Below are 25,246 nucleotides of genomic sequence, written 5' to 3'. Positions count from 1 at the left end.
GAGCTTTGGGGGATAACATGGCCAACGATTACCGCACAATTGCGAAATCTGTTGTTGAGCATCTTGGGGGCAAGGCAAATGTCGCTGCGCTAACACACTGTATGACTCGACTACGATTCGTTTTACACAGCCAAGATGGCGTCGACATCAGCAAGCTAAAAACACTGAAAGGTGTGATGGGTGTTGTTGATAATGGCGACAAAGTACAGGTTATAATTGGCAACGAGGTATCGTATGCATACAAAGAAGTGATGGCTATTTGTGAGTTATCTTCAGATTCTGAGCCAGAGGTTCCAACTAAAAAAGAGAAGCTAACGGCTAAAGCGATTGGCGCGAAAATGTTGGACGCATTGGTTGGTACCATGTCTCCTCTTATCCCCGCAATCATTGGCGCTTCAATGGTCAAGTTGCTCGCCATGGTACTTGAGATGCTGGGTTGGGTTGAACCTAATGCCCCAACGTTGCTTATCCTGAAAGCAATTGGTGATGGTGCATTCTTCTTCCTACCCGTTATGGTTGCAGCTTCTGCATCAATCAAATTTAAGACCAACATGTCGCTGTCTATTGCGATTGCAGGCGTCTTAATTCACCCCAATTTTATGGAATTGATGGCGCAAGCTGCAGAAGGCAAGCACGTTGATTTCTTCGGCATTCCAATCACGTCAGTAAAATACACCTACACGGTTATTCCTGTACTCGTGATGACTTGGGCGCTTTCTTATATAGAGCGTTGGGTAGATAGCATTACTCCAGCCGTGACCAAAAACTTCCTCAAGCCTATGTTGATTGTACTGATCGCTGCTCCGATTGCGATTGTACTTATCGGTCCATTTGGTATTTGGGTCGGTACTGCACTTTCAGCGCTTGTTTACACAATTCATGAGACGTTAGGTTGGTTGTCCGTCGCTATCATGGGGGCATTATGGCCACTACTTGTATTGACTGGCATGCACCGTGTGTTTACTCCAACGATTATTCAAACTATTGCTGAGACTGGTCGTGAAGGTATGGTTATGCCTTCAGAAATCGGTGCCAATCTTGGTATGGGTGGTGCTTGTCTTGCTGTTGCTTATAAAACAAAAAACAGCGCTCTAAAACAAACATCGTTAGCAGCGGGTGCATCGGCTATCTTTGCCGGTATCTCTGAGCCAGCATTGTACGGCGTGCTTGTTCGTCTAAAACGCCCGTTGATCGCGACAATGATTACTGGTTTTATTGTGGGAGCATTGGCGGGAATGGGTGGTCTTGCGAGTCACTCGATGGCGGCACCAAGCCTGTTTACGAGCGTACAGTTCTTTGATGTGAATGATCCTATGAGTATCGTTTGGGTATTCGGTCTGATCGCATTGTCCATTGTGCTGTCATTTGTTCTAACTCTAGTTTTAGGCTTTGAAGATATTCCAGAAGATGAGACCGATGAAAACGCAAATTCAGAGCCAGCAAAGAAAGAAGCTGGTAAGGCAGAAGAGAAGGTCACCGTGGCGTCTGCTTCCTAATTAATATTAATTTATTTAGTCACCTCACTTCATCGTGAGGTGACTTTTATTGTTTCCGAGGTATTCAATGTCAAACATTCAATTTCCTGAAGATTTCTTATGGGGCGGCGCCATCGCTGCCAACCAATCTGAAGGTGCTCACTTGGCCGGTGGCAAAGGCCTAACAACGGTAGATATGATTCCCTACGGTGAGAACCGTATGCCAATTAAACTTGGCCAGGTTGATAAGGTCACCCTTAGCGAAGATGAGTTTTACCCAAGCCACAACGCAATAGATTTTTATCACCGTTACAAAGAAGACATCGCCTTACTGGCAGAGATGGGGTTCAAAGTCTTCCGTATATCGATTGCATGGAGCCGAATATTTCCAAAAGGTGATGAGCTAGAGCCGAACCAAGCCGGTTTAGATTTTTACCGTGATGTTTTCGAAGAGTGTAAGAAGTACGATATTGAGCCGCTGGTTACCTTGTGCCATTTCGATGTGCCGATGCACTTGGTGAACGAATATGGCTCATGGCGTAATCGCAAGATGATCGAGTTCTTTAGTCGTTACGCGAGAACCTGTTTCGAGAACTACAAAGGCTTGGTGAAATACTGGCTAACCTTCAACGAAATCAATATTTTACTGGCGAGCCCGTTTTCAGGCGCTGGATTGTTGTTCCAAGAAGGTGAAAATCACGATCAAGTGAAATACCAAGCAGCTCACCATGAGCTAGTGGCGAGTGCTTTAGTGACTAAAATTGCCCATGAAGTGGACCAGCGGAACCAAGTGGGTTGTATGTTAGCGGGTGGTAACTTCTACCCATACTCTTGCAAACCTGAAGACGTACTCATGGCGATGGAAAAAGACCGTGAGAACTTGTTCTTTATCGATGTTCAATCTCGTGGTTACTACCCATCTTATGCTCAAAAGGTATTTGATAACAAAGGTGTCGTGCTTGAAACGCAAGAAGAAGATTTCGAGATTCTGAAGAATACCGTCGATTTTATCTCATTCAGTTACTACGCTTCTCGTTGTGCTTCTGCCGATATGAATGCGGGTAATACCAGCGCGGCGAACGTTGTTAAGTCCATCAAAAACCCTCACCTTCCAGCAAGTGATTGGGGCTGGGTAATTGACCCTACAGGTCTTCGAATCACGATGAACACACTCTATGACCGATACCAGAAACCACTTTTCTTGGTAGAAAATGGCTTAGGGGCCCGTGACACTTTAGATGACAATGGTGAAGTGAACGATGACTATCGTATCGATTATCTTCGTCAGCATATTGTTGCGATGCATGAAGCAATGGAAGACGGTGTTCCATTGATGGGCTACACGCCTTGGGGTTGTATCGATCTTGTCGCGGCATCGACCGGAGAAATGAGCAAGCGCTATGGTTTTATCTATGTGGACAGAGACAACCTAGGCAATGGTACGTTAAATCGTATTCCTAAGAAGTCATTCCATTGGTACAAAAAAGTGATCGCAAGCAACGGCAGCGACTTGGCTTAACTTGTTTGTTTGATAATGAGAGAAATGAATAATGAAAACAATTGAACAGCGACTCAGAAATATTCGCATCGTTCCGGTGATCGCCATTAATGACGTTGCTCAGGCTGTACCACTTGCGAAAGTACTGGTTGAAAATGGTTTGCCTTGTGCTGAAGTGACGTTTCGCACTGAAGCGGCAGCAGAGTCTATTCGTTTGATGCGTGAAGCGTACCCTGAGTTATTGCTTGGTGCTGGTACTGTGTTAACGACAGAGCAAGTGGATACGGCGATTGATGCGGGTGTTGATTTCATTGTTAGCCCAGGACTGAATCCGATAACGGTAAAGTACTGTCAACAAAGAGGGATTGTGATTGTCCCTGGCGTGAACAACCCAAGCTTGGTTGAGCAAGCAATGGATATGGGACTTAAGACACTGAAGTTCTTCCCTGCGGAGCCATCTGGCGGTGTTGTTATGTTGAAAGCGTTGACGGCTGTTTACCCGGTTAACTTTATGCCTACAGGCGGCGTAAGCCCAACGAACGTAGAGTCTTACTTAGCGCTGAAATCAGTCGTTGCCTGTGGCGGTACTTGGATGGTACCGACAGACAAAATGGACAAGGGTGATTGGGATGGAATTGCTAAATTAGTTAGAGCGATCGGCTCAAGATAGTTCGATAGAGAGCGACATAGATAAAAATGAAAGGGCCAGCTGATACTGGCCTTTTTATTTGTTTTCACTTAGCTCTTTATTTCTCTTGGCTCTTCATGGTCACTAAGGTGTAGATGAAGATCGTAATTAGGATCACCACACCACCGATAATGAGGGTCGTTGGCGGGATCTCGGTGAAGAAGATAAACGCCCATACCGGAGCTAACACAGTTTCCAACATCAAAGTCATTGATACTTCTAGTGCGATGATATGGCGAGTGGCAACCATGGAAAGCACACGACCCACCGGAGCGGTAAACAAGCCTATCATCCCCATTATTAACCACGTTTCAATGCTATAGCTCGATGGTGTAACAAAGAAGAACATCACTATCGCCAATAACAAGCCACCGAAGCCAACACTCGCCAATCGGCTGACATCTTGATATTTGCGTAGCAAGGTAAACATCATCGATAAACAGATTACTGCGAATACCGCTAAAGCATCACCTATCCAATTACCTGAAGAAAATGAACTCGAAACGACGATCGTAATACCAATCATCACGGCGCCCGCAATTGCGAGGGTGAAGCCGAAGGTTCGTGTGTTTCTTACTTCTGCTTTGAGGTGTATGAAGTAATGAGCAAAATTGAGCAGAACAAAGAAAAGAAGCGACTCGAGATTTTGAAAGCGGCGAAAGATATATTCTTAGCAGAAGGCTATATGCAGACCAGCATGGATAGAGTTGCCAGCGAAGCGAAAATGATTAAGCAAACGCTCTATCGTTACTTCTCGTCTAAGGATGTGTTGTTTGAAGCGACGTTGAGACAAATGGGTAGCCAAACGGATGAGAAGTTGGTAATGCATTTACAACAAGAAGATACTCGACAAGCATTGGTGGGTTTCGCAAAAGACTTTGTCGAGTTCCATCTTTCTAGTGAACACATCGCGACCTTCAAGCTGCTAATCGCAGAGGGCAGTAAGTCACCCGAATTAGTCCGTCGTTTTATGGATATTGGCCCTGATGATATCGACCGAGTGTTGGCGCAGTTTTTCAATGACCGATTCTATATTGCAGAGCCGAAAACCAAGATAAATCTGTGGCTTGGTATGGTGATGAGTATCAGAAATGGTGTGTTGATGGGAATGCCTGCACCAATAGAACAAGAGATTGAAGCACACGTTGAAGCGAGTACTGACTTATTGTTAGCAGCTTTGGCTTAGGGCTGTGAGTCTGAAAAGTAAGAGATACGTTAGGCGCTGCTGTACTTTGATTATTCCATAATATGGAGTGGCAACGCCTGTCGTTTAGTTTGTTTACGTTTGTTCGTTACGAGTTAAATCGAGCGGTTACCAAGCAAAAGTCTTGATCACATTCTGTTTGGTGATCGGGTTATGCGCGATGTCTTGATTGATCTTATCAAGAAATGGCTTGCGCGCTTGAGGGAGCATGCCACGCATTGGCGAGATATTGTTCCCGTGGTCGCCCCAATAGTAACAATCGAAGTCCTCTAGGTTTTCGAGCAAGTACTTCTCTTCTTCTAGAATCTGCAATGGTGTTGGTAATACAAATTCGCCGCGCTGCACTTCTTTCTCTAATACTGAGCCCGGTTGAACCGCCAAAGCCATCGGTGCAATCGCATCTGGCTGCATGATGTTCAGCAAGCTGGTGGTATTAATCGCATGTTCTTTTGAACGTTCACGACCACCAAGACCAAAGATAAACGAAGCCAGTACTTTAATGTCGGCTTCACGCGCTAGGTTCATGCCTTCAATTGCGTGCTCACGTGTCATGCGTTTTTGAATACGATCCAGAATAATAGGGTCACCTGACTCCAAGCCTGAATACGCCATGCTTAAACCTGCCGATTTGATCTCTTTCAGTTCCGATAAGCTCTTACGACGGAAGTCGTTGAACCCTGAATACAAAGAAATATTCTTGATCTCTGGGAAGGTGATTTTGATGTAATCCAGAATCGAAATCAGCATCTCGGTTCGGATTGCCATCACGTTACCATCGACTAAAAAGATAGACTCTACATACGGATAGATCTTTCTCGCCGCATCAATATCTTCAAAGATGTCTTTGATGTCTCTTACTTTGAAACGCTTATCATCAAACATCGTGCAGAAGGTACATTGGTTATTGCTGCATCCCAATGTTGTTTGGATGAGTACGCTCTCTGCTTCCATCCAAGGGCGATAAACTTTGCCTTCAAAACGCATAAATGCTCCTCGGCCTTAGCCTGTATTGTTTCGACGAGGACAAGTCTAACAATCTGCATCTTGAGTGATAATTGGGCAAAGCAGGGAATCAGTATTAAAGAAATTTTAATAATCGAATGAGCGCGCAGTTCTTCGTCTAGATAGATAGAACTGCGGCTTGGATTGTTGGGGAAGTGTTAGTAGTCGTTTTTACTAATTAATGATCAGTGCGCGACGCACAACTTTTCTTCGAATAACTGGTCAAGCACAGTCACCAGTTGTCGGGTTTTGGCAGGATCCAATGCATCGGCATGAGGGGCTTTGAATAACCCAGAATCATTATCAAAATATTTACCGGAAGCGTTGGCAAACTCTTCACTGAGTGCTGCGCGACAAAGAATATCGGCACCAATCGCCAGATCATTGCCGTCAACGCCATAAGCATCTTTCACTAACTTGCTGCCGAGGAAAGAGGCTGGGTTTACAGGGATAACGGCGGGGCCATTTTTTGATCCGGAGCTTGTTTGGTTATTTGCTTGGGAGCTTCTCTGGCTAGTTGATAGAGAATTGGCTAATTCGATAGACCACATCGTCAGTGCTAACTTACTTTGTGCGTAAACCGGACCATCCAGTTCGCCAGCATTTGGGCTGGTTAGTGCGTCTAAATCTACGGATGCTTGAGCTGCTGAAGATAGGTTCACGATACGACCTGTCGCATCAAAAAGAGAGAGCAGCTTCTGTGTCAGAAGATAGGGCGCAATGGTGTTCACCACAAAACGCACGTCAAGATTATCTGGAGTAGTGACGTCCGACACCTTGTAGACGCCAGCGTTGTTGATGAGTATATCGAGTCGCTTGTGATCGCTTTTGATTTGGGTGGCGAGCGCCTCAACTTCAGAGAGCGTTGATAGATCTGCGATGTAGCTTTCGATGATGGCATTCTTAGACAGGCGAGACAGAGCGGTCACTACTTTATTGACCTTAGCTGAGTTTCGGCCATGGATGAGAACGTGGTGCCCTTGCTGAGTCAGCGCTTTTGCGGTCTCTAAACCGATGCCATCTGTGGCTCCTGTGATCAGAATTATTTTTTGCATTTTTGGTCCTTCAAAAAATAGTTTGAACAACGTTATAACAGAGATTAATGACACATAGTTGCATTTGGCTCACAGGATGAAGACTCAAATGTGAGTCTATGGGGCAAATAATGACCATTTTAACACTTGGTGGTTAACAGCTAGCGTTTAACGATTAAGTAAGACAATGGGTCAGTTTGTGGCTGACCCAAATTAAGAGCAGTGAACGAATTATTTGATGTCTTGAACGTTCATAACCAGAGTTTCCCAGTTACGTTGGTTTTCCATATCGTGCTCAAGGCCTTGCTCATCGGCAATTTGGAAGCGCTTAACCGCAGGGGTTTTGCTGGTGGCTTGGTACAACCAGTAGGCCTCCGCTTTGAGAGCTTCGTCGATGGGTTTATCGATAGATTCGTACACCGCTTTCTTACATGCGTTGATCGATTCTGCTGGGAATTTTGAAATTCGTTTGGCAAGAGTATCGACGTATTCGCCAATTTCATCCGGTTCTAATACCTTGTTGATGGTGCCGTATGCTTCGGCTTCGTCAGCATCAAAGTCTCGTGCACTTAAGACAATTTCGAGTGCGCGACCTAAGCCGACCTGACGTGCCATACGTGATGCACCGCCACCGCAAGGAAGGATGCCCATGCCGACTTCCATTTGCATGAATTTGTATTTACCACGAGCTGCGAATCTCATGTCACATGCCAGTGCAAATTCGTGGCCTCCACCTCGAGCGAAGCCTTCAAGCTTGGCAATGGTGGCTTGTGGCAGTTTGCTGATTCTTTCTAGCACCACTTGCAGGTCGAGTAACTTCGCATCTTCACGAGAAACGGCTTCTGTCGACATGTCTTTTAATAAATTGGTGTCGTAGTGACAGACCCAAATTTCAGGGTTTGCTGACTGAAATACAACGACCTTGATATCACGATCGCGCTCTAGTCTCATTGCTAAACCATTGAGGTCGGCAAGCATCTCTTGCCCTTGAACATTCACAGTACCGAAGTCAAAAGTGACGGTAAGAATCCCATCCTCGGCTTGAGCTTTAAACGTTGTATAACCTTGATATGCCATTTCCATATTCCTTCTGAGAGATTTCATTTCAGCCTATTCAGTGTGAATGCGACCTAAATTCAGGCTAGCGAGGAATGTTCGAACCAACAATTAACCATTAAACGAAACACTATTAACGAATTGTTAAGAGTGTTGGTGTGTTTGATAACTGCAATTTATTCAGTATGTTAGCGGGTGATCTTGTCGTTGGAAGTACCTTGCCAATTCGATTGTCAATGAAATCTAAAAACTCATTCCTTGTTTGGTGCTCTTATCCTTTTTATTTAGCTTCGTATACTGCTCAACTGGGTAATTAGTGCCCGAAGTACAGACAAGAGTGAACCGACCTATGCAGATCAGATCCGCGACTTTGAAAACCATTATTGAGAAAACACTGCCACTGACGCTGGGTGTGTTTGCGATCATGATGGTGCAATTGGTCGATTCGATCTTTATCGGTCAGCTTGGTGTGAATGAGTTGGCGGTACACGGTATCACTTTGCCATTTCAGGCGGCGTTTACCGGTGTTCAAGTGGGCATAGGTGTGGCGGCAACGTCCATCATTTCTCAAGCGGTAGGGGCAAAAGAGCAACGCAAATCTACTTCAATTGCCACGCTGTCTGTCGGATTTGGTGTCTTGGTGATTGCTTTGGTCTGCTTAGGGCTGATTGTTTTTAGCGATTCTGTTTTTGCGTCGTTTGTGAACGATGTCTCTGACGCTCAATATCAATCCATGCTGTCGATTTTTAATGTGTACTGGCCACTGTGGCTGTTCAGTGCATTGATGGTTGCGGTGCTTTATCTGGCAACCTGCGTTTATCGTGCTAATGGCGATACCAAAACAACCGGCAGCATGTTCTTGGCTGCCAGCGTGATCAACCTAATTCTCGACCCTATTCTGATCTTTGGATTGGATATGGGCATTGCAGGAGCAGCGATCGCATCGAGCATTGGCTACGCATTTGGTGCCATTTACATGTTAATCAAGTCTCGCGGCAAAGGTTGGTTTGGCTTCAATGGCGCGTGCCGTAACCAAATTAAAGGCTACAGTTTTGAGTTATTCAAGACGGTAATGCCAACCACTGCGAATCAGATATTACCTGCGGTCAGCGCATTCTTTTCAATGCTTTTGATTGCGAGAATCGGAACCGATGAGATGGCTTTTTGGAGTTTACTAGCCCGTGTTGAAAGTTTTATGTTGGTGTTTTCTCTTGCTCTAACCATGTCTATTCCACCTATGATTGGTCGTTACCTGGGGGTGCAGCAGCGATGCAAAATCCCTGAACTATTGAATACAACAGCGAAGTTCTTATTGGTTTTTCACACCGTGATGGCAGCACTGTTAGCGCTTTTTAGTGGCTGGATTATTCCTATTGTTTCAGAAGAGCAGAGCATTCGAAGTTGGTTTGAAGTGACCTTGTTGTTCATACCATTCAGCTATGGGCCACTGGGGCTTTGCATGTTGGTGGCCTCGGTGTTTAACGCCTTGGGTGTGCCTCGTAAAGCGTTGAATGTCTCTTTCCTACGTTTGTTTGTTTTCTACATTCCCGCTTTATGGATCGGCTCTATAACCGGAGACATGATCAATGCGGTTATTGCTGCGACAGTCGCCAATGTTTTAGTAGGCGCTTTTGCATGGTTTAAGCTTAATGCCTATATTAAAACTCACATTATTCCTCGTGCCGCTGCAGCCAATAAGCAGTGTGCACTCAGCGCAGGCTAATAAATATTGATGAATATTGAACATCTAAAATTGTTTGTGCGACTCGCGTCTACGCACAATATCAGCCAAGCCGGACAAGAGCTGGGGTTGTCGCCTCCGGTTGCCAGTATTCATATTGGCAAGCTGGAAGAGAGCCTTGGTGCTCGTCTTGTGCATCGCACCACGAGAAAGGTGTCTCTTACTGAAGAGGGCATGGCATTTCTTCCTCACGCTAAACAAATTTTGTTGAGTGTGGAGGCGGGTGTCGCGTCGGTCGGAACGGGTAACGAACTGCCAAAAGGTGTTTTACGAATATCTGCTCCGTCATCGTTTGGTCGAATGCATGTTATGCCTGCTTTGAAAGGCTTCTTAGATAAGTATCCTGATTTGTCGGTCGATATTTCACTGAGTGATTCAATCGTCGATTTGGTTGATGGCGGCTTTGATGTAGCAATTCGTAATGCCGAGCTTCAAAACTCTAGTCTGATCGCTCGTAAGCTCTCTACTGATAAACGTATTTTGTGTGCGTCGCCAGAATATCTGGCAGATCATGGCTATCCGAAAACACCGGAAGATCTTAAGCAACACCAATGTATTAACCAAACTGGCCTGGAAGGTTGGACGTTCGATACACCAGAAGGTGATGTGACCATCAAGAAGAAAGGCGCGATTCGCGTTGATCAGGGTGAAGCCGTTAGGGATGTGTGTGTTGATGGTTTAGGTATTGCAATGTGCGCGACTTGGATTGCTTATAGGCAGCTTGCTGAAGGAAAACTGGTTGAGGTGCTGCGGGATTACCCGTTGAAAGATGCGGCTGCGATTTGGGCGGTATACCCGAGTGCTCAATTGCTTGCGCCGAAGGTGCGTGTCTTTATCGATTACTTCGTTCAGTATTATGGTTCGCCATCTTATTGGGACTGTGAAGCGAACCGTCAAACGCAATAAACCATCCCATTACGACACAATAAACAAGAAAGCCCCGACCAAAGGTTGGGGCTTGTTTTAGGTTCTTTATAGAACGTTTTTTCTAGCTAACTGCTGTTGTTTTTATCGATTTAGTGTAACGGGCGTTTAATGAGCGTGAACAGCTGAATCTTGGTATAGCTCAGCATCAACTTCTTCGCCTTTATTCGGGCGCGGTACAATCTCAAACGAGGTGTCAGCTTCAGTTAGAGAAGACAACAGTTTGTTAAGAGACGACTTGTCGCCTTTCACACCGGCTTGACCTGCTTCTATCAGTTTATTGAGTGTCGTTTTCTTAAGTACGATGTCAGACACATCTGATTTGTTGATGATCAGTGTGGTCTCTGCGTCTTGCAGTTCTGATACTTGAATGTTGTTCAGATTACCGTTAGACATCTCAACGTAGTAGAACTCTTTCACATCAGGTAGCTGAATATTCAATGTAAATGGCGTGTTTTGCGCTTTCAATGAATCTACTTTTACTGCTAAGTAATCCAGTAAGTTTTCGATGGTCATGTTTGCCAATACATCCGGAGAAGCCGTTTTTGGTGCGCCCGGTTGTGTGCCGATACGCAGTTCTTGAGCACCCGTTAGGTAGATGTTTCTCCAACCTGCGCCTTCTGATTGGTAGCCCAGTTGCTCGTAAGTATCTGCCAATAAGCCGCGTGCAACTTTGTTCTCTGGTTCTGCTTGAATAACCTTATTCAGAGCTGTTGCAACGAAGCGATATTCGCCTTCTTGGTAATCTTGCTGTGCTTTTTCTATCACAGCATCGCTGCCGCCCATGTACTCAACAAATTTCACCGATTCTGGCTCGATTGGTAATGGGTTTAGGTTAGCCGGGTTCATGTCGAAGTAGCCAAGATACATGTTGTACACAGCGCGAGCGTTGTGAGAGTAGGTACCATGGTAACCATTGGTGTGCCAAGATTGTTGAATGCTGTCTGGCATTACCTTGTAAATTTCGTCACCGATGTCTTGTAGAACCACGCCGTTATTCGCTAAGCGAAGCGTTTGGTTGTGAGTAAAGCCGTAAGCATCACGCTGCATTTTTAGGTAATCAGAAATCTCTTGTTCACCCCAAACTGGTGCCGAGTGAGAGGCGAATAACACGTCAGTTTCTTCACCCCAAGTGACGAGCATCTCGTTGATTTTTTTAGACCACTTCAAACCATCACGTACTTTTGCACCGCGCAGCGTGTACAGGTTGTGCATGCCTTGGTAGGTCAGTTCACCTGTCCAAAGTGCTTTCATGCTTGGAATATACGTCACCATTTCTGATGCCGCTTCTGTGCCCGAAGCGTCCATGAATTGCATTTCTAGGCCGTCAATCACCAGCGTTTCAATTTCTTCGTTATGGTTCAGCTCGTAGTCAGGCAGTACGTAAGTAATGCTACCCGTCGATAATCCTTTAGATAACGCGGCATCAACAATACCGTGTTCATGTCGGTTCAACGTCGCGCCGTATTGATATGCGGTACGACGAGACATGGCATTACCCACCAGCACGTTTTCATCTACGATTTCTTTGGTGATGTTTTTCGAACCGTACACTTTTACATCTGGGTACGCGTCTTTGATTGCTCTTGCGCCACCAAAGTGATCAGCGTGCGAGTGAGAGTAAATCATTGCAACGACTGGCAGTTCACCGCCATCAGGCACATTGTTCTTGAAGAATTCGAGTGATTTGGCGGCTGATTCTTTGGTAAGAAGAACGTCGTAGGCGATCCAACCGTTGTCACTACGAATGAAAGAGATAGACGCTAAATCCGCGCCTCGAACTTGGTAAACTTTACCCGGAACAACTTCATATAAACCTTCCGCCGCTTGGTTCAATACCGCTTGGCGCCACAGTGAAGGGTTTACCGAATCTGGTGCTTGGTCTGCATTCGTTACACTTGGATCGATGAAGTTAAAGCTATTACGAATGATGTCACCCGTCTCTTGATCAAAGCTAGCAACAAGACCTTTATTGTTATTGTCGAAAGCGCGAGTGTCGGCAAAGTTAAGTGTTTTTGCGAACTCTTGGTTTGCTTTAGTGGTCATCTCGGTTGCGCTTTTGCCACCTTGGTCGCCAATTTCGCTGAAGTGTGCGTGGTCATGGTTAGCTGCAATCGCAGGGAATGCCAGCGAGATAGCTAGGAATAGTGATGCATTTTTGAACGTGCGAGAAGTTGTCATAAGAGCCTCTTCATTTCAGAATTTTGTTTCGTTGAGGCGATTATAGGAATAAGACATATAGTAAAAAATAAAGTAAGCTTTATTTAATACATCACGATTGGCTATGTATTGAGTCATGCAATGGTTGGGGAACGAAGACGAATCCTGACCTATGATTGATTAAGACCACATTGACAGGGAGAGTAACGGTGAGCGACGTGGAAACGTTGGATTTAAATCTATTGAGCGTGTTCTTAGAAGTGTATCGATTAAAGTCGATCACGCTTGCATCAGAATCGCTTGGTATGACTCAACCCGGGGTAAGTGGAGCTTTGAAGCGACTCCAATCTCAGCTTGATACTGATCTTTTTATTCGTGAAGGGCGAGGGATCAGTCCGACGAATGCTGCAACGCAATTAGCTCTTAGAATCGAACCTGCGTTAGACGGTATTTCTAGTGCTGTAAGTTCATTGCAACAGTTTGATAATCAACAACATCATGTGTTTCGAATTCTGGTTAATGAGATCGGTTTGACCAAGCTTCAACCTCTTGTGGAAAAAGACAATACTCTTGGAAATATCTCTATTGAGTTCAATATGGTACCGAGTAATGAGGAGGATCTTCTTCAAAGCTTAAGTATGCAGCAAGCCGATTTAGCTATCGATATCCACTACCCGCAAGTTAATGGATACATGAATCAGAAAGTGATTGAGGATAGGTTGGTGTTGATCGCTCGCAAGGGGCACCCAAGAATTGATGGTTCAGTAACAGAAGCACAATATTACGATGAAAAGCACGTTACTTTTAGAATGCGTCGTTCTCGCCTATACACTGCTGACTATTTTACTAAGCAGGCTATCAAACCGAGAAAAGTGAGCTCTGAGTGTGATTCATTAATGATGATGTGTGTGTTGGTTTCTGGCTCTGACTGTGTCGGCAGTACTTCTCGTGACTTTGCCTATCAATTTGCGGAGCGATTCCAACTTCAAGTACTTGAACAGCCATTTGAGGTGCTTCCGATGCAACAATATATGATTTGGCATAAAAGAACAGAGTCGAACCCCGCTCATCAGTGGTTGAGAAACAGGATTCAACAATACATGGCTGACTAACCGTGGATAAATTATCTGTGGTCGACTGGCTTTTATAGCGGTTCAAACATGCATTGTTGAAGCGTTACGGGTTTATGATTACTGATTAGCGTGCGGCTCTCGCTGCACGTTTCTGTTTTGCACTTTCTATCATTTTAGAAGGCGTCATACCGGTCACTAACATGGTGCCGGTAATAACAAGAACCGATCCGAAAATGGTGTTAAGACCAATCGCTTCGTCTAAGAACAGGTTGCCCCACAAGATACCAAATACCGGAATCAAGAAGGTGACAGACAGAGCCGAAGGCGCACCTAATTCTGAAACAAGGTTGAAGTAAAGCAAGTAAGCGAGACCCGTACAAACAGCCCCTAATAGTATGACGGATGTTGTAATCGTCAAGTCTGGCGCTTCTCTCATCGGGAAGAAAAAGACGAACGGCAACACGATCAATACGGCAGCCCACATGCTGCCATGAGCATTATTGAACGCCTCAACTTTTGGCGCCTGTTTTGTGTAATTAGACGCTATCCCATAACTAAACGCGGCCATCATAGCAGCCAAAATAGGAACAATTGCCTCTTGGCCAATGTTCATCGCATCCCAACCCACCAACACACCAACGCCAGCCACACCAATACCTAACCCGAGTAATACTCTGCTTTCAAGTGCGGTTTTCGTCCATATAGCACCTATGATCGCCGCCCATATTGGCGCCGTTGAATTGAGAATGGCAAGGGTAGAAGCGTTAAGTGTTTGCGCAGCGTAAGCGAACAATAAAAAGGGTACAGCGGTATTAAACAACCCAAGAATAAAGAAATGTTTAGCGTGATCGTTGAACGCCAATTTCTTTCTTAAATACAAAGACACCAACAGTAGCGTGATTGCTGCAAACATCACTCGTGCTTCAATTAATACTGCTGGCCCCAATGGATTCGCAGCTATTCTCATAAAAAGAAACGAGCCACCCCATATCGCAGCAAGAGTTATTAGTTTTAAAAAGTTCACAGCTTCAATCTCAGAATGTGTAAAACATCGACTATGGATCAAAGCTATGTATTACACAAACTTAGATGTTAATACTGTGCAGCTACTTGTTATTATTTTGATAACTCAACTGACCGTTAAACAGGAACACATTCGATGAATTTCGTTCTGTTTATTGTTCCTTTTTTGATGAGTAATCTAACGTTAGACATCAAACTTAGGTGAACAGAATGAAGATTGAACACATCGCAATATGGACCAAACAGCTCGAAGTACTTAAGCGGTTTTATGAAGATTACTTTGGTGCGGCGTCTAACCAGAAATATCGCAATCCAACTAAAGGCTTCTCTTCCTACTTCCTCTCTTTCGAGAGTGGTAGCCGATTAGAAATCATGGAAATGGATTCGGTTCCTGAATCAAAGGATGATATTTATGACCAATTCACAGGCTTCATTCATATGGCGATTTCATTGGGCTCAGAACAAGCGGTCGATGAGTTAACAAGCCGCTTGATTCAAGATGGTTATGAGCGCTTAGATGGCCCAAGAAGAACAGGTGATGGCTATTATGAGAGTTGTGTACTCGATCCTGATGGAAATCGTTTAGAACTTACCGTTTAATAGAAGGAGCTTGAATAGCGTTTAATTCACTAACAGAACTGAGGTATTACAATGATGAAGCGTACTTTGACTTTCTTTTTTAGTCTTGGGCTTATGGGATGTGCTACCTCAGTTCTGGTGTATGAGAAGAAGCCAGATGCGAAGCCTGAACCGTCTCAACCAATCGGCTACCTTGGATTCAAAGCGAATCAAGAATGGGCTGTTAAATTCAATGACTGCACGGTTTACGATTTAACAGGCGCGCAACCCTACCAATGGTTTGATCGCACTTTAGCTTCTGTAAGTTGTTATTCGTTTAAGCCAAACGATGCTATTAAGCCTTTGCTGGTTTATTCCGATGCCACTTTCAACAGTAATAAACTCACCCCGATTAATCGCTTTCAACAGCTGCGGGTATCAGAGTCAGGCTGGGGCAGTTTTCCTACCGTCTACGAGACAAACGGCACCAATTGGCTGAAAGTTAAAGAGGGTTGGATTCACCTCACTTTAGCTGATCAAACGCTCGTTCAGTTCTACCCAAGAACTCAAAACCAATCTGGTAAATCACAGCATGATCAGTATTTTGAGCAACATTGATGTTGGGATGCCTTCGTCCCTATCGAATTGGACGGGCCAAACATGGCTTTCGGAATATTTTGATAAGAGGTTTGTGCAGCACTATTTTGAGGTTGAGTCGTTAAGCGTTGATACTATTTCTAGAATTGATTCGAATTCACATTCGGTGAAACATTGACGTCTATCTAGGCTATAGGTGAAGTTGTATAAATAGTTGAATATGGCACGCCAATGCTGCGACATCTGGTATGAGATGGTCTTTTGATATTGGGTTGGTAACCATTGAGTTAGCTGGTTTAAGTAGTCTTGGTGCCATTCAGTGCCGTTGAATTCAAGGTTAGGCTCTTTGTTTTCAGTTAGAGCGCATAGAGTGATATCCCAATAACCACTTGGGTATTGCTTGGTTTGAGTCGACCAGTTTTCTCCCCACCAACCAATACTCTTTTGCTCAATATCAGTCGTGGAATTCTTTACCGAGGGTTTTGTGTATAGGTAATAGAGATTGAAGCGACCAGCTACTATCTCTTGGGTAAGGTTGGTGATGGCGCCACCGCGAATGAAACTCTCGTGTTCTAGAAAGAAGTCGAATTGGTGATGTTCAGGCAATATTTTAGACAAACTTATCCAATGGGCGTGAGCTGCATAGACGGGACGCAGCACGCTTCCTTCATTGGACTGACACTCTATTTGATAGGCGTAACCTAATTCGTCAAATTTGCTTCGAGAGAAGATTTTGTCGTAAGTCGCCTGAACGGTTGTTAAAGGTGAACTTGACGAATCATCAGTTACTTCGACGAAGTCCAAGTAATAGAGCCCTGCGGGACTTTTCTGTGTGCCATGTTGGTAAAAGTTGTCAGTGTCTAAAACATGGAAACCATACTGACTGTCAGTGGTCGATAGGTTCCAGCATTTTAGGGTATTGCCTTTTCCTGAGCGCGATAAAAACGTGAAGCTTGAGGTGTACAAAGACACGCTGCTTTCGGTTTCGCTGAGGTATTTTTGAATCAGCAGTTGATTGAACTGTTGCAGCAACTGAGCCAACTGTTTTAAGCGAGTATAGAAAAGTTTGCTATTGAGTTGAGATAATCGTTGAAGATCTTTAGGTAAAACGCCAGAAGTCAGCTGGGTTAACAAAGGTTGTAGTGTGCTACTGGTCTTGTGTGGATTGAGTAGGCTGAACACCGTTAAGCATTGGTTGCATTTAACACGCGGCGTGCCGATCCTTGTGCTCCCATAGGCGCTGGTTTCTGTGTGTTTTAAGCAAGTAGGACATTCAATATCAGCTAAGTGGAGTTGATTAGTTTCGATTTGCTTCGCTAAAGCGAGGAGCGGCTCGTTTTCCAGTATCGGAGTAAATGCCCCACACAAGGGGCATTTATAAGACGCGAAGCCTAATTGAGAGCTGCGCTGATAAAGGCTTAGATCAGGATTAGCTAGGTTAAAACAGTTATATGTTTTACAGCAATTGAACTGGGTTCTCATGAGCATTGTACCTGCTACTCCCTGATACATATTTTATGACGTTGGTTGTTGGATATCTCTGTTACTGACGACTTACATCGACTTGACGACCAAGTTCAGGAACTGTGATGCTTTTGCGTTCTTGAAAACCCTCAACAAGTACTTGCATGACCGGCTCTCCGTTCGATAGTGTTTCGCCTTTATTAAATACAGTGTAACCATCGCCACCACTTGCCACGTATGAATATGTCGCAACTTTGTACTTCTGATTCTCGGATACGGGCTCGCCGTTGATACTCAAGCTAATCAAGCGCTCACCTTCCGGTTGTGTACTGTCGTAAGTGGCTTTAATCCCTGAGAATTGCGCCAGACCGTAAGGTAATGTGTAGCTGTATTCAAGCAGCTCTTGAACGTTGTCACCCGTTAGTTCAACTACAGTTAGTGTGTCAGTAAACGGGAAAAGGTTCATTACATTTTCACGAGTGACTGCACCTGGGTTTAGGTCAACACGAAGACTGCCTGAGCTGATCATCGCGATGTCTGCTTGGCCTGCATCTTTCATCAAATCAGCCACAAGGTTACCAATATTTGACTCTCGATAGTAACGGCGTGATGCGGCTTTATCTAGGGTCGAAAGCTGATCTGCTAATGTTGGGTGAGCATCACGAATTTTCTGAATCAATGCGTAAGTCGCTTCGTCACGCTCTAATTTGGCCGATTCAACGGGAATCAATTTTCCGCTTAAGAATTTCACATCATGCTTTTCGGTATCGACAGTAAATTTGGTGTAGCCAAGGTGCATGCCTTGACCAAAGGTCAAGCCGATAACGGTGCCTGTTTTTGGGTGAACGACTGGTTCAACTAAACCATTGTCAGAGTGACCCCCGAAGATCACATCAACGCCTTTGAGTTTTCCGGCCATTTCGTAGTCTTCATCAAATCCGCGTTGAACTTCTGCGTCGGCTTCTTTGTCGGTTTGCATTGGCGCTGTCTTGTTTTGGTGCGTTAGTACCACGATCATGTCGACATCATCACGGATCTTATCAGCCCATTTTTGAGCGATTTCCGTAGGATCTTTGACGGTTAGCCCTTTACGGTTTCCTTTCCACATTGTGTTGTAGAACGCATCAATTCCCATGACACCAATCACGCCGATTTTAACGCCATCACGCTCAAGGATTGTGTAAGGTTGAGCAAACATCGAATCAGAAGCTTCATGGAATATGTTCGCGTTGAGCACAGGGAAACGAGCACGAGGCATGGTTTCTACCAGTGATTCCCAACCGTATTCGAATTCATGATTACCCAGTGTGATTACGTCATAACCCATTGAGTTATATAGGTCGAAAGGCAGCTTACCTTTTGACTTTTTAGAGAGTGCGCCCGTATAAATATCACCAGCGTCTAATAGGAAACTGGTTTCTTCCTCAGCTTGAACGTTTTTGATCAACGTCGCCAAGTAAGGGATACCGCCAATCAGCTCAATATCATCATTCCAGAATGCATCTACTGGTTCGTAAACACTTTCAATATCGTTGGTATGAAGCAGAGTGATCTCTTTTATTTCGGCTAAGGTTGGCATTGAAGCCACTGTCGTTAATACCGAGACAGCAAAGCATAAAGGTTTCATTTTAAGGTTTTTCATAGCGTGCTCATGTCAGTGAAGGAAACGTTTGCCATTTTAGTGAGCGCGAGTGGGATGAGTGTGCGCCAAAGCACAGTCCTTGGCCTAGATTGATCCTAGAAACTAAGGAATTACCTTTTGAGTTGGTTTTAATGAAAGGAGTCGTGTGGGCAGGTATGAGCTCAAATCAATCCTAATTTTGATCAAAAAAAGATTAAAAAGCATTGTTGAAACCGGTTTCAGTGTGTATCTTTGTTTTATATTGAAATCGGTTTCAGAGTTGCAATCGCTTCTCTAATTCCTATCTTTTTCACGAACAACTTGTAGTGAGTAATGGTATGAACAACGAATTTCCGAACGATTTTTTATGGGGTGGTGCGGTTGCTGCGCATCAGCTAGAAGGCGGCTGGGATGCGAATGGTAAAGGTGTGAGTGTGGTCGATGTATTAACGGCAGGCGCTCATGGTGTACAACGTCGAATCACCGATGGTGTGATCGATGGTGAAAACTACCCAAACCAAGTGGCTGTTGATTTCTACCACCGTTACAAAGAAGACATTAAGTTATTCGCTGAGATGGGCTTTAAGTGTTTTAGAACCAGTATTGCTTGGACGCGTATTTTCCCAAATGGCGATGAAGCCGAGCCGTGTGAAGAGGGTTTAGCGTTTTACGATGATCTGTTTGATGAGCTTCTGAAATACGATATTCAGCCAGTCGTGACGCTGAGCCATTTTGAAATGCCTTATCACCTAGCCAAAGAATACGGCGGTTGGATGAACCGTAAAGTGATCGACTTCTTCGTTAAGTACTCGACCACAGTGATGGAACGCTACCAGCACAAGGTGAAGTATTGGATGACGTTCAATGAGATCAACAATCAGATGAATACCTCGGCGGATATCTTCGGTTGGTTATGCTCTGGCGTGAAGTTCCCACAATGCGAAAAGCCGCAAGAGGCTATGTATCAAGCGGTTCACCACCAGTTTGTTGCCAGTGCTTTGGTCGTTAAGAAAGGTCACGAGATCAACCCAGATCTTCAGATCGGTGCAATGTGCGCGATGGTGCCGTTTTATCCTCGTTCTTCAAAGCCAGAAGACATTATGGTGGCACAGCAAGCGATGCGTGATCGCTACTTCTTCTCAGATGTGATGGTGCGTGGTCATTACCCAAATTACGCCAAGCGTGATTGGGCAATCAAAGGCTTCAACATTGAAATGCAGCCTGAAGACGAGCAGACCCTAAAAGAAGGTAAGGCTGATTACTTAGGCTTTAGCTATTACATGTCGAATACCTTGGATTCTTCTTCGTATCAGTCGACTGAAGAAACAATGGACGGCGGTCATGAAAACTCGGTCGATAACCCGTTCATCCAGTCTAGCGATTGGGGCTGGCCGATTGACCCAACAGGGCTGCGTTTCTGCTTGGCTTCTCTGTATGAACGTTACGAAGTACCGCTGTTTATAGTAGAAAACGGTTTTGGTGCGGTGGACGCGATAGAAGAAGATGGCAGTATTAATGATGACTACCGCATTGCTTACCTTGGCGACCATATTAAAGAGATGAAAAAAGCCGTGGTGATCGATGGTGTTGATTTGATGGGTTATACCCCATGGGGCTGCATCGATTTGGTGTCGTTCACGACCGGTGAGATGAAAAAGCGCTACGGATTCATTTACGTAGATAAGCACAACGATCAATCTGGTTCTTTAGAGCGCAAGCGCAAGAAGTCGTTCGAGTGGTACAAAGGCGTGATTGCATCTAACGGTGCCACTATTTAGAATGCATTTCCCAGCGCAGTTATGCGAACTGTGAGCTGTGATTTTGCAATGAATTAGTCGGCCTATGTCGACTAATTTTTTATAAAGGAAAAGAAGTAATGGTAACCATGCTTGATGTCGCGAACCGCGCAGGCGTATCTAAGTCGACCGTTTCTCGTGTCTTAAATGGCAAGAACATCGTGCGCCCAGACGTGGTGAAAAAGGTATTCGATGCGATACAAGAGACGGGTTATCGGCCAAACCTGTTAGCTCAGCAATTGGCGACCAAAAAGACCAACTTCATCGGCTTCGTGATCACCAATGAGCTGTTCAACGGCCCGTACTTCTCTTCTTTGATGTATCACGCCGCTTCTTACAGCGAAAAGTCGAATCACCAACTGGTGATCACCGATGGTAAACACAGCGCTGAAGATGAAAGAAAGGCGATCAATTTTCTGCTCGATATGAAGTGCGCTGGCATCATCATCTATCCACAGTGCTTAACCGAAAGTGAGATTGCAAAGATCATCGAAAGCACTGACACACCGATTCTGGTGCTCAACCGTGAAATGCCATCGAAGCCCAATCATGCTATCACCACCGACCATTATCAGAGCGCTTGCTTGATGGTTGAGCACATCATCGATCAAGGTCATACAGACATTGCGGTGATTCGTGGTAAAGCCGGGTCTTCGACCGATGAACAGCGTTATCAAGCCTATCAAGATGTGCTAACCAAGCACGGTATTGCACTGGATGAATCTAAAGTCGTTCAAGGCGATTGGACGATGGAGAGCGGTTATCACGCCGTTCAAGCCTTGGTAAAAAGCAAAGCAACGTTCACGGCTATCTTATCTGAAAACGATGATATGGCGATTGGTGCGATTAAAGCGTTAACTGAACTTGGTTACTCATTACCTAAAGATGTTTCTATCGTTGGTTTTGATAATAGTAAAGTGGGTGCGTTTTTAACGCCAAGCCTCACGTCTGTAAGTGTGCCATTGGAGCAAATGACTCAAAAGGCGATCCTGCAAATTGTCGGTGAAACTGAGCAAGCCAAAGCTTTGAGTACGACTGGAAGTTTAGTGGTTCGCGACTCAGTTGCTCAGCGTGTCTAGGCTCAATTAACTGTGAGTGAGTTTCATATTTTACCTACAAATCGTGATTGGCTACGCATCTTCGAAATCCGTTAGAAACCGAACTTATTGTGACCGTTCTAGATATGCGATATTGCGTTTTTTGGTGTATGAATTGACCACCACTAGTTAAGTTATGTGAAAACAGGTAAGTAACGTGAGAACAGAAAAACAAAAAATGCTAGCAGGCGAACCTTATCAAGCTTGGGATGAAGAGTTGTACTCGGCGCGAATTGAGTGCCGAAAAGTGCTTCAAAAACTTAATAACAGTATTCCTGACACACCTGAATGGAAAGCGGCTACTCAAGAGCTTATTCCTGGCTGTGAAAATACGCATTTAGAACCCCCATTTGGTTGTGATTACGGCTCGAACATCAAGTTGGGCAAGAACTTCTACGCTAACTTTAACTGTGTGATTTTGGATGTGGCCGAAGTGACCATTGGTGACAATGTGCTGCTTGGTCCGAACGTTCAAATCCTGACCGCAGGTCATCCACTCGATGTGAAAGGCCGAGTTGAAGAGGGTGTTGAGTTTGGCACACCGATTAACGTCGGCGACAATGTTTGGCTTGGCGGCGGTGTAATTATCTGCCCCGGTGTCACTATTGGCGAAAACAGCGTTATTGGCGCAGGCAGTGTGGTAACCAAAGACATCCCGGCCAATGTGGTTGCGGTGGGTAACCCATGTAAAGTGCTGAAATCGATCGATAACGGACAATAATCAGATTTAAATGACAAAGCCCGAACCTAGGTTCGGGCTTTGTTTTTTCTATCCTTGCTAGATGCTAGATGCTAGATGCTAGATGGAACAGCTTGTTGTGCTTGCTTCTTATCTAACGCACCACTGAATCGAGTCAGAACAAGAGCGATCAAAACGATCACAGCACCTACCCAAGGGGTGTTCATTAATCCAGATTTCGCGACAATCAAACCACCGCCCCATGAGCCCAATGCAATACCGACGTTGAAGGCAGCAATGTTCAACCCAGAAGCGACATCGACTGCGTCTGGTGTGTATTTCTCAGCCAGTTTCACAACATACACTTGTAGCCCCGGAACGTTACCGAATGCAAATGCACCCCAAACCAAAATAGTCGCAACGGCTGCATAAGGGTTTACAGCGGTAAAGTTGAATACCACCAGTACCGCGGCTAAACCAGAGAAGATAACGGTCAGCGCTTTAATCGGGCCCATCTTGTCGGCCATTTTACCGCCCCAGATGTTACCTACCGCGACTGACACACCGTAAACCAACATGATTAAACTGATTGAGCTCGAATCAAATCCTGATACATTTTCCAGTATTGGAGCAAGGAACGTAAACGCTGTGAATGTGCCGCCATAACCCAGTGCTGTGATAGCGTAAACCAACAGTAAGCGTGGTTGAGTTAGAACCTTTAGCTGTGCCGAAATCTTCGCCGCTGGTGGTTGCTTAAGGTTGCTTGGAACCAAGATAGCGCTCCCGATAAGAGCAATAAGACCAAGCAGAGCAACGATCAAGAAGGTCGCTTGCCAGCCAAAGGTTTGGCCGATATAAGTGCCCAGTGGTACGCCGGTTACCAATGCAACTGTTAAACCCGTAAACATGATCGCAATGGCACTGGCTGCTTTATCTTTTGAAACCAAACCTGTCGCGATGGTTGATCCAATCGAGAAGAACACACCATGGGCAAGACCGGTCAAAATTCGTGCGGCGATCAGCGTGTTATAGCCCGGAGCTTGCCACGCCAATAAGTTACCAATGACAAACAATGCCATCACGGTCAGCAACACCGCCTTACGATTCCATTTTCCGGTTAATGCCGTTAACACTGGCGCACCAATAGCAACGCCAAGCGCGTATAAACTGACTAATAGGCCTGCCGATGGCAGAGATACATTCAAGTCGCTCGCCATGGTAGGAATCAAGCCTACGATGACAAATTCTGTGGTTCCGATGGCAAAGGCGCTGAGCGTCAATGCAAGTAATGCTAATGGCATAATCATCTCTCTTACTGTTCTTTGTTAAATACCGAGCGCGATAAAATGGGGCAGCTTGTGACTGCAATAGGAGCGCTTCGTTTGATGGCGAGGATTATCTAGCAATATATATTTGTGATAAATGGCGCTATTAACAAATAACCTTTGTTAAATATGCAATAATTGAAGAGTTAACCGATCATTGGATTAAGCTGATGAGATCGAAAAGACATAGATGATTTGAGCTGTGATGAGCACAAGCGAGATGACATTAAACAAAATGAAGATAGCGAAGGAGCCTCATGTTAACCCGTTCAGATGATTTAGAAATGGTACTCACCGTTGTCGATGCTGGTGGTTTTTCTGCGGCGGCAGAGGCGTTGGATGTGCAGGTCGCCAAGGTATCTCGTTCGGTGAGTAAGGTTGAGTCGCAACTCGGTGTCTCAATATTCAACCGAACAACGAGACGCGTGGAATTGACGGAGGAAGGGCGGCAGTTTGTCGATTCAGTCAGGGTGGGATTACAGATGATCCAGAGCGCGGAAGAAGAAATCGTGTCGCGCGGTGAGTTGCCAAAAGGTCGTTTAAGAGTCGATGCCGCCAGTCCATTCGTATTTCACCAGTTAGTGCCGTTGGTGCAGTCATTCAAAGAGGCTTACCCAGACATTGAATTGGAACTCACTTCCAACGAAGGCTTCGTTGATCTTCTGGAAAAGAGAACTGATGTTGCGATTCGAATCGGTAAGCTGTCCGATTCAACACTGCACGCTCGCCCGTTAGGCAAAAGCTTACTCCATATTGTGGCGTCACCTGATTATCTCGCTAAGCGTGGGCTACCCACCAAACCTGAAGATTTGAGCTCGCATCAAATTGTGGGATTTGCGGGTAACAAAGTGCTTAACCATTGGCCTTTACCAAACCAAAGTTATGTCGCGCCTACTGTGACAGCCAGTAATGGTGAAACCGTGCGTCAACTAGTCTTAGCAGGAAATGGTATTGCTTGTTTATCGGGGTTTATGGTGCAGGAAGATATGGCAGCAGGGCGTCTAATCCCTATTCTGGAACAAGACAAACTTGCCAACACAGACCGAGAGCGAGTGAATGCGGTTTATTACAAGTCGTCCTCTGTCTCTAAACGTATCTCGGCGTTTATTGATTTTATTCAGCCCCGTTTGAAGCTCTAGCTAAGGCAGACTGACGATATCCGCTTAAATAAAAAAAAGCCCCGCTGACGTGCCGCGGGGCTTTTAAATCGAATTCGATAGCTGGTCAGTGT

21 protein-coding genes and 1 pseudogene are annotated in these 25,246 nt (G+C 45.1%); 13 read left to right on the top strand and 9 right to left on the bottom strand.

Annotated features, from left to right (window positions below):
- Positions 1-17 precede the first annotated feature (17 nt).
- From ascF to AC3CHU_RS17930, 3 genes are all read left to right on the top strand, one after another.
- Positions 18-1,496, top strand: coding sequence for a PTS cellobiose/arbutin/salicin transporter subunit IIBC (gene ascF / locus AC3CHU_RS17940; protein ID WP_488526107.1), 1,479 nt, complete (start codon positions 18-20; stop codon positions 1,494-1,496).
- Between the two features lie 67 nt (positions 1,497-1,563).
- Positions 1,564-2,994, top strand: coding sequence for a 6-phospho-beta-glucosidase (gene ascB / locus AC3CHU_RS17935; protein ID WP_488526106.1), 1,431 nt, complete (start codon positions 1,564-1,566; stop codon positions 2,992-2,994).
- Positions 2,995-3,025: 31 nt separating this feature from the next.
- The gene (locus AC3CHU_RS17930) at positions 3,026-3,643 is read left to right on the top strand and encodes a bifunctional 4-hydroxy-2-oxoglutarate aldolase/2-dehydro-3-deoxy-phosphogluconate aldolase (protein WP_488526105.1); all 618 of its coding nucleotides are present in this window, start codon (positions 3,026-3,028) and stop codon (positions 3,641-3,643) included.
- Between the two features lie 76 nt (positions 3,644-3,719).
- Here the strand turns inward: AC3CHU_RS17930 and AC3CHU_RS17925 are convergent.
- Positions 3,720-4,211, bottom strand: a pseudogene (locus tag AC3CHU_RS17925) (EamA family transporter); the annotation flags it as partial.
- A gap of 51 nt (positions 4,212-4,262) precedes the next feature.
- On the opposite strand from AC3CHU_RS17925, the gene AC3CHU_RS17920 reads away from it, so the two are divergent.
- Positions 4,263-4,847 carry a TetR/AcrR family transcriptional regulator gene (locus AC3CHU_RS17920; RefSeq protein ID WP_488526104.1) on the top strand — a complete coding sequence of 195 codons (585 nt, stop codon included), beginning with the start codon at positions 4,263-4,265 and terminating at the stop codon, positions 4,845-4,847.
- 126 nt (positions 4,848-4,973) lie between these two features.
- Here the strand turns inward: AC3CHU_RS17920 and AC3CHU_RS17915 are convergent, their stop codons facing one another.
- From AC3CHU_RS17915 to AC3CHU_RS17905, 3 genes are all read right to left on the bottom strand, one after another.
- Positions 4,974-5,849: a radical SAM protein gene (locus tag AC3CHU_RS17915; RefSeq protein ID WP_488526103.1), complete on the bottom strand. Its 876-nt coding sequence runs from the start codon at positions 5,847-5,849 to the stop codon at positions 4,974-4,976.
- Between the two features lie 203 nt (positions 5,850-6,052).
- Positions 6,053-6,922, bottom strand: coding sequence for an SDR family NAD(P)-dependent oxidoreductase (locus AC3CHU_RS17910; protein WP_488526102.1), 870 nt, complete (start codon positions 6,920-6,922; stop codon positions 6,053-6,055).
- 210 nt (positions 6,923-7,132) lie between these two features.
- On the bottom strand, positions 7,133-7,978 hold the full coding sequence (locus AC3CHU_RS17905; protein WP_488526101.1) for an enoyl-CoA hydratase/isomerase family protein: 846 nt from the start codon (positions 7,976-7,978) through the stop codon (positions 7,133-7,135).
- Positions 7,979-8,306: 328 nt separating this feature from the next.
- Here AC3CHU_RS17905 and AC3CHU_RS17900 point away from each other — a divergent pair, with 328 nt between their 5' ends.
- Entirely contained in the window at positions 8,307-9,680 is a 1,374-nt protein-coding gene (locus AC3CHU_RS17900) for an MATE family efflux transporter (protein ID WP_488526100.1), read from the top strand.
- Positions 9,681-9,689: 9 nt separating this feature from the next.
- Positions 9,690-10,604, top strand: a complete 915-nt coding sequence (locus AC3CHU_RS17895; RefSeq protein ID WP_488526099.1) for a LysR family transcriptional regulator — start codon at positions 9,690-9,692, stop codon at positions 10,602-10,604.
- Between the two features lie 126 nt (positions 10,605-10,730).
- On the opposite strand, the gene AC3CHU_RS17890 is transcribed toward AC3CHU_RS17895, so the two are convergent.
- Positions 10,731-12,803 carry an alkyl/aryl-sulfatase gene (locus tag AC3CHU_RS17890; protein WP_488526098.1) on the bottom strand — a complete coding sequence of 691 codons (2,073 nt, stop codon included), beginning with the start codon at positions 12,801-12,803 and terminating at the stop codon, positions 10,731-10,733.
- A 188-nt stretch (positions 12,804-12,991) separates the two neighbouring features.
- On the opposite strand from AC3CHU_RS17890, the gene AC3CHU_RS17885 reads away from it, so the two are divergent.
- On the top strand, positions 12,992-13,894 hold the full coding sequence (locus tag AC3CHU_RS17885) for a LysR family transcriptional regulator (protein WP_488526097.1): 903 nt from the start codon (positions 12,992-12,994) through the stop codon (positions 13,892-13,894).
- An 85-nt stretch (positions 13,895-13,979) separates the two neighbouring features.
- Here the strand turns inward: AC3CHU_RS17885 and AC3CHU_RS17880 are convergent, their stop codons facing one another.
- Positions 13,980-14,879 (bottom strand): DMT family transporter, encoded by a 900-nt coding sequence (locus AC3CHU_RS17880; RefSeq protein WP_488526096.1) that lies wholly within the window; start codon positions 14,877-14,879, stop codon positions 13,980-13,982.
- Positions 14,880-15,088: 209 nt separating this feature from the next.
- Between AC3CHU_RS17880 and AC3CHU_RS17875 the strand changes: the two genes are divergently transcribed.
- Both AC3CHU_RS17875 and AC3CHU_RS17870 read left to right on the top strand, forming a co-directional pair.
- Entirely contained in the window at positions 15,089-15,478 is a 390-nt protein-coding gene (locus AC3CHU_RS17875; protein WP_017075740.1) for a VOC family protein, read from the top strand.
- Between the two features lie 51 nt (positions 15,479-15,529).
- Positions 15,530-16,054 carry a hypothetical protein gene (locus tag AC3CHU_RS17870; protein ID WP_488526095.1) on the top strand — a complete coding sequence of 175 codons (525 nt, stop codon included), beginning with the start codon at positions 15,530-15,532 and terminating at the stop codon, positions 16,052-16,054.
- A gap of 81 nt (positions 16,055-16,135) precedes the next feature.
- On the opposite strand, the gene AC3CHU_RS17865 is transcribed toward AC3CHU_RS17870, so the two are convergent.
- On the bottom strand, positions 16,136-17,215 hold the full coding sequence (locus tag AC3CHU_RS17865; RefSeq protein WP_488526094.1) for a hypothetical protein: 1,080 nt from the start codon (positions 17,213-17,215) through the stop codon (positions 16,136-16,138).
- 361 nt (positions 17,216-17,576) lie between these two features.
- On the bottom strand, positions 17,577-19,139 hold the full coding sequence (locus AC3CHU_RS17860) for a bifunctional metallophosphatase/5'-nucleotidase (RefSeq protein ID WP_488526093.1): 1,563 nt from the start codon (positions 19,137-19,139) through the stop codon (positions 17,577-17,579).
- A 317-nt stretch (positions 19,140-19,456) separates the two neighbouring features.
- Between AC3CHU_RS17860 and AC3CHU_RS17855 the strand changes: the two genes are divergently transcribed.
- The 3 genes from AC3CHU_RS17855 (at position 19,457) to AC3CHU_RS17845 (ending at position 22,732) form a co-directional block, all read left to right on the top strand.
- Complete coding sequence (locus AC3CHU_RS17855; protein ID WP_488526092.1) at positions 19,457-20,896, top strand: 6-phospho-beta-glucosidase; 1,440 nt, start codon at positions 19,457-19,459, stop codon at positions 20,894-20,896.
- 98 nt (positions 20,897-20,994) lie between these two features.
- Positions 20,995-21,993 (top strand): LacI family DNA-binding transcriptional regulator, encoded by a 999-nt coding sequence (locus AC3CHU_RS17850; RefSeq protein WP_488526091.1) that lies wholly within the window; start codon positions 20,995-20,997, stop codon positions 21,991-21,993.
- Positions 21,994-22,168: 175 nt separating this feature from the next.
- Complete coding sequence (locus AC3CHU_RS17845) at positions 22,169-22,732, top strand: sugar O-acetyltransferase (protein ID WP_488526090.1); 564 nt, start codon at positions 22,169-22,171, stop codon at positions 22,730-22,732.
- Between the two features lie 71 nt (positions 22,733-22,803).
- Here AC3CHU_RS17845 and AC3CHU_RS17840 read toward each other — a convergent pair whose 3' ends face one another.
- A complete protein-coding gene (locus tag AC3CHU_RS17840) occupies positions 22,804-23,991 on the bottom strand; it encodes an MFS transporter (protein ID WP_017062388.1) in 1,188 nt (395 codons plus the stop codon).
- Between the two features lie 281 nt (positions 23,992-24,272).
- Between AC3CHU_RS17840 and AC3CHU_RS17835 the strand changes: the two genes are divergently transcribed.
- Positions 24,273-25,154 carry a LysR family transcriptional regulator gene (locus AC3CHU_RS17835; RefSeq protein WP_050651057.1) on the top strand — a complete coding sequence of 294 codons (882 nt, stop codon included), beginning with the start codon at positions 24,273-24,275 and terminating at the stop codon, positions 25,152-25,154.
- The last annotated feature ends 92 nt before the right edge of the window (positions 25,155-25,246 follow it).

The organism is Vibrio sp. QJM3NY_39, assembly GCF_057785895.1.
This window is presented reverse-complemented; position numbering and strand designations above follow the sequence as displayed.

Excerpts from the sequence above, each read along its gene's own strand:
- ascF (WP_488526107.1), top strand. The coding sequence starts at position 18 with ATGGCCAACGATTACCGCACAATTGCGAAATCTGTTGTTGAGCATCTT.
- AC3CHU_RS17895 (WP_488526099.1), top strand. The coding sequence starts at position 9,690 with ATGAATATTGAACATCTAAAATTGTTTGTGCGACTCGCGTCTACGCAC.
- AC3CHU_RS17835 (WP_050651057.1), top strand. The coding sequence starts at position 24,273 with ATGTTAACCCGTTCAGATGATTTAGAAATGGTACTCACCGTTGTCGAT.
- AC3CHU_RS17855 (WP_488526092.1), top strand. The coding sequence starts at position 19,457 with ATGAACAACGAATTTCCGAACGATTTTTTATGGGGTGGTGCGGTTGCT.
- AC3CHU_RS17920 (WP_488526104.1), top strand. The coding sequence starts at position 4,263 with ATGAGCAAAATTGAGCAGAACAAAGAAAAGAAGCGACTCGAGATTTTG.
- AC3CHU_RS17910 (WP_488526102.1), bottom strand. The coding sequence starts at position 6,922 with ATGCAAAAAATAATTCTGATCACAGGAGCCACAGATGGCATCGGTTTA.
- AC3CHU_RS17860 (WP_488526093.1), bottom strand. The coding sequence starts at position 19,139 with ATGAAAAACCTTAAAATGAAACCTTTATGCTTTGCTGTCTCGGTATTA.
- AC3CHU_RS17840 (WP_017062388.1), bottom strand. The coding sequence starts at position 23,991 with ATGCCATTAGCATTACTTGCATTGACGCTCAGCGCCTTTGCCATCGGA.
- AC3CHU_RS17915 (WP_488526103.1), bottom strand. The coding sequence starts at position 5,849 with ATGCGTTTTGAAGGCAAAGTTTATCGCCCTTGGATGGAAGCAGAGAGC.
- AC3CHU_RS17900 (WP_488526100.1), top strand. The coding sequence starts at position 8,307 with ATGCAGATCAGATCCGCGACTTTGAAAACCATTATTGAGAAAACACTG.
- AC3CHU_RS17850 (WP_488526091.1), top strand. The coding sequence starts at position 20,995 with ATGGTAACCATGCTTGATGTCGCGAACCGCGCAGGCGTATCTAAGTCG.
- AC3CHU_RS17905 (WP_488526101.1), bottom strand. The coding sequence starts at position 7,978 with ATGGCATATCAAGGTTATACAACGTTTAAAGCTCAAGCCGAGGATGGG.
- AC3CHU_RS17870 (WP_488526095.1), top strand. The coding sequence starts at position 15,530 with ATGATGAAGCGTACTTTGACTTTCTTTTTTAGTCTTGGGCTTATGGGA.
- ascB (WP_488526106.1), top strand. The coding sequence starts at position 1,564 with ATGTCAAACATTCAATTTCCTGAAGATTTCTTATGGGGCGGCGCCATC.
- AC3CHU_RS17875 (WP_017075740.1), top strand. The coding sequence starts at position 15,089 with ATGAAGATTGAACACATCGCAATATGGACCAAACAGCTCGAAGTACTT.
- AC3CHU_RS17890 (WP_488526098.1), bottom strand. The coding sequence starts at position 12,803 with ATGACAACTTCTCGCACGTTCAAAAATGCATCACTATTCCTAGCTATC.
- AC3CHU_RS17930 (WP_488526105.1), top strand. The coding sequence starts at position 3,026 with ATGAAAACAATTGAACAGCGACTCAGAAATATTCGCATCGTTCCGGTG.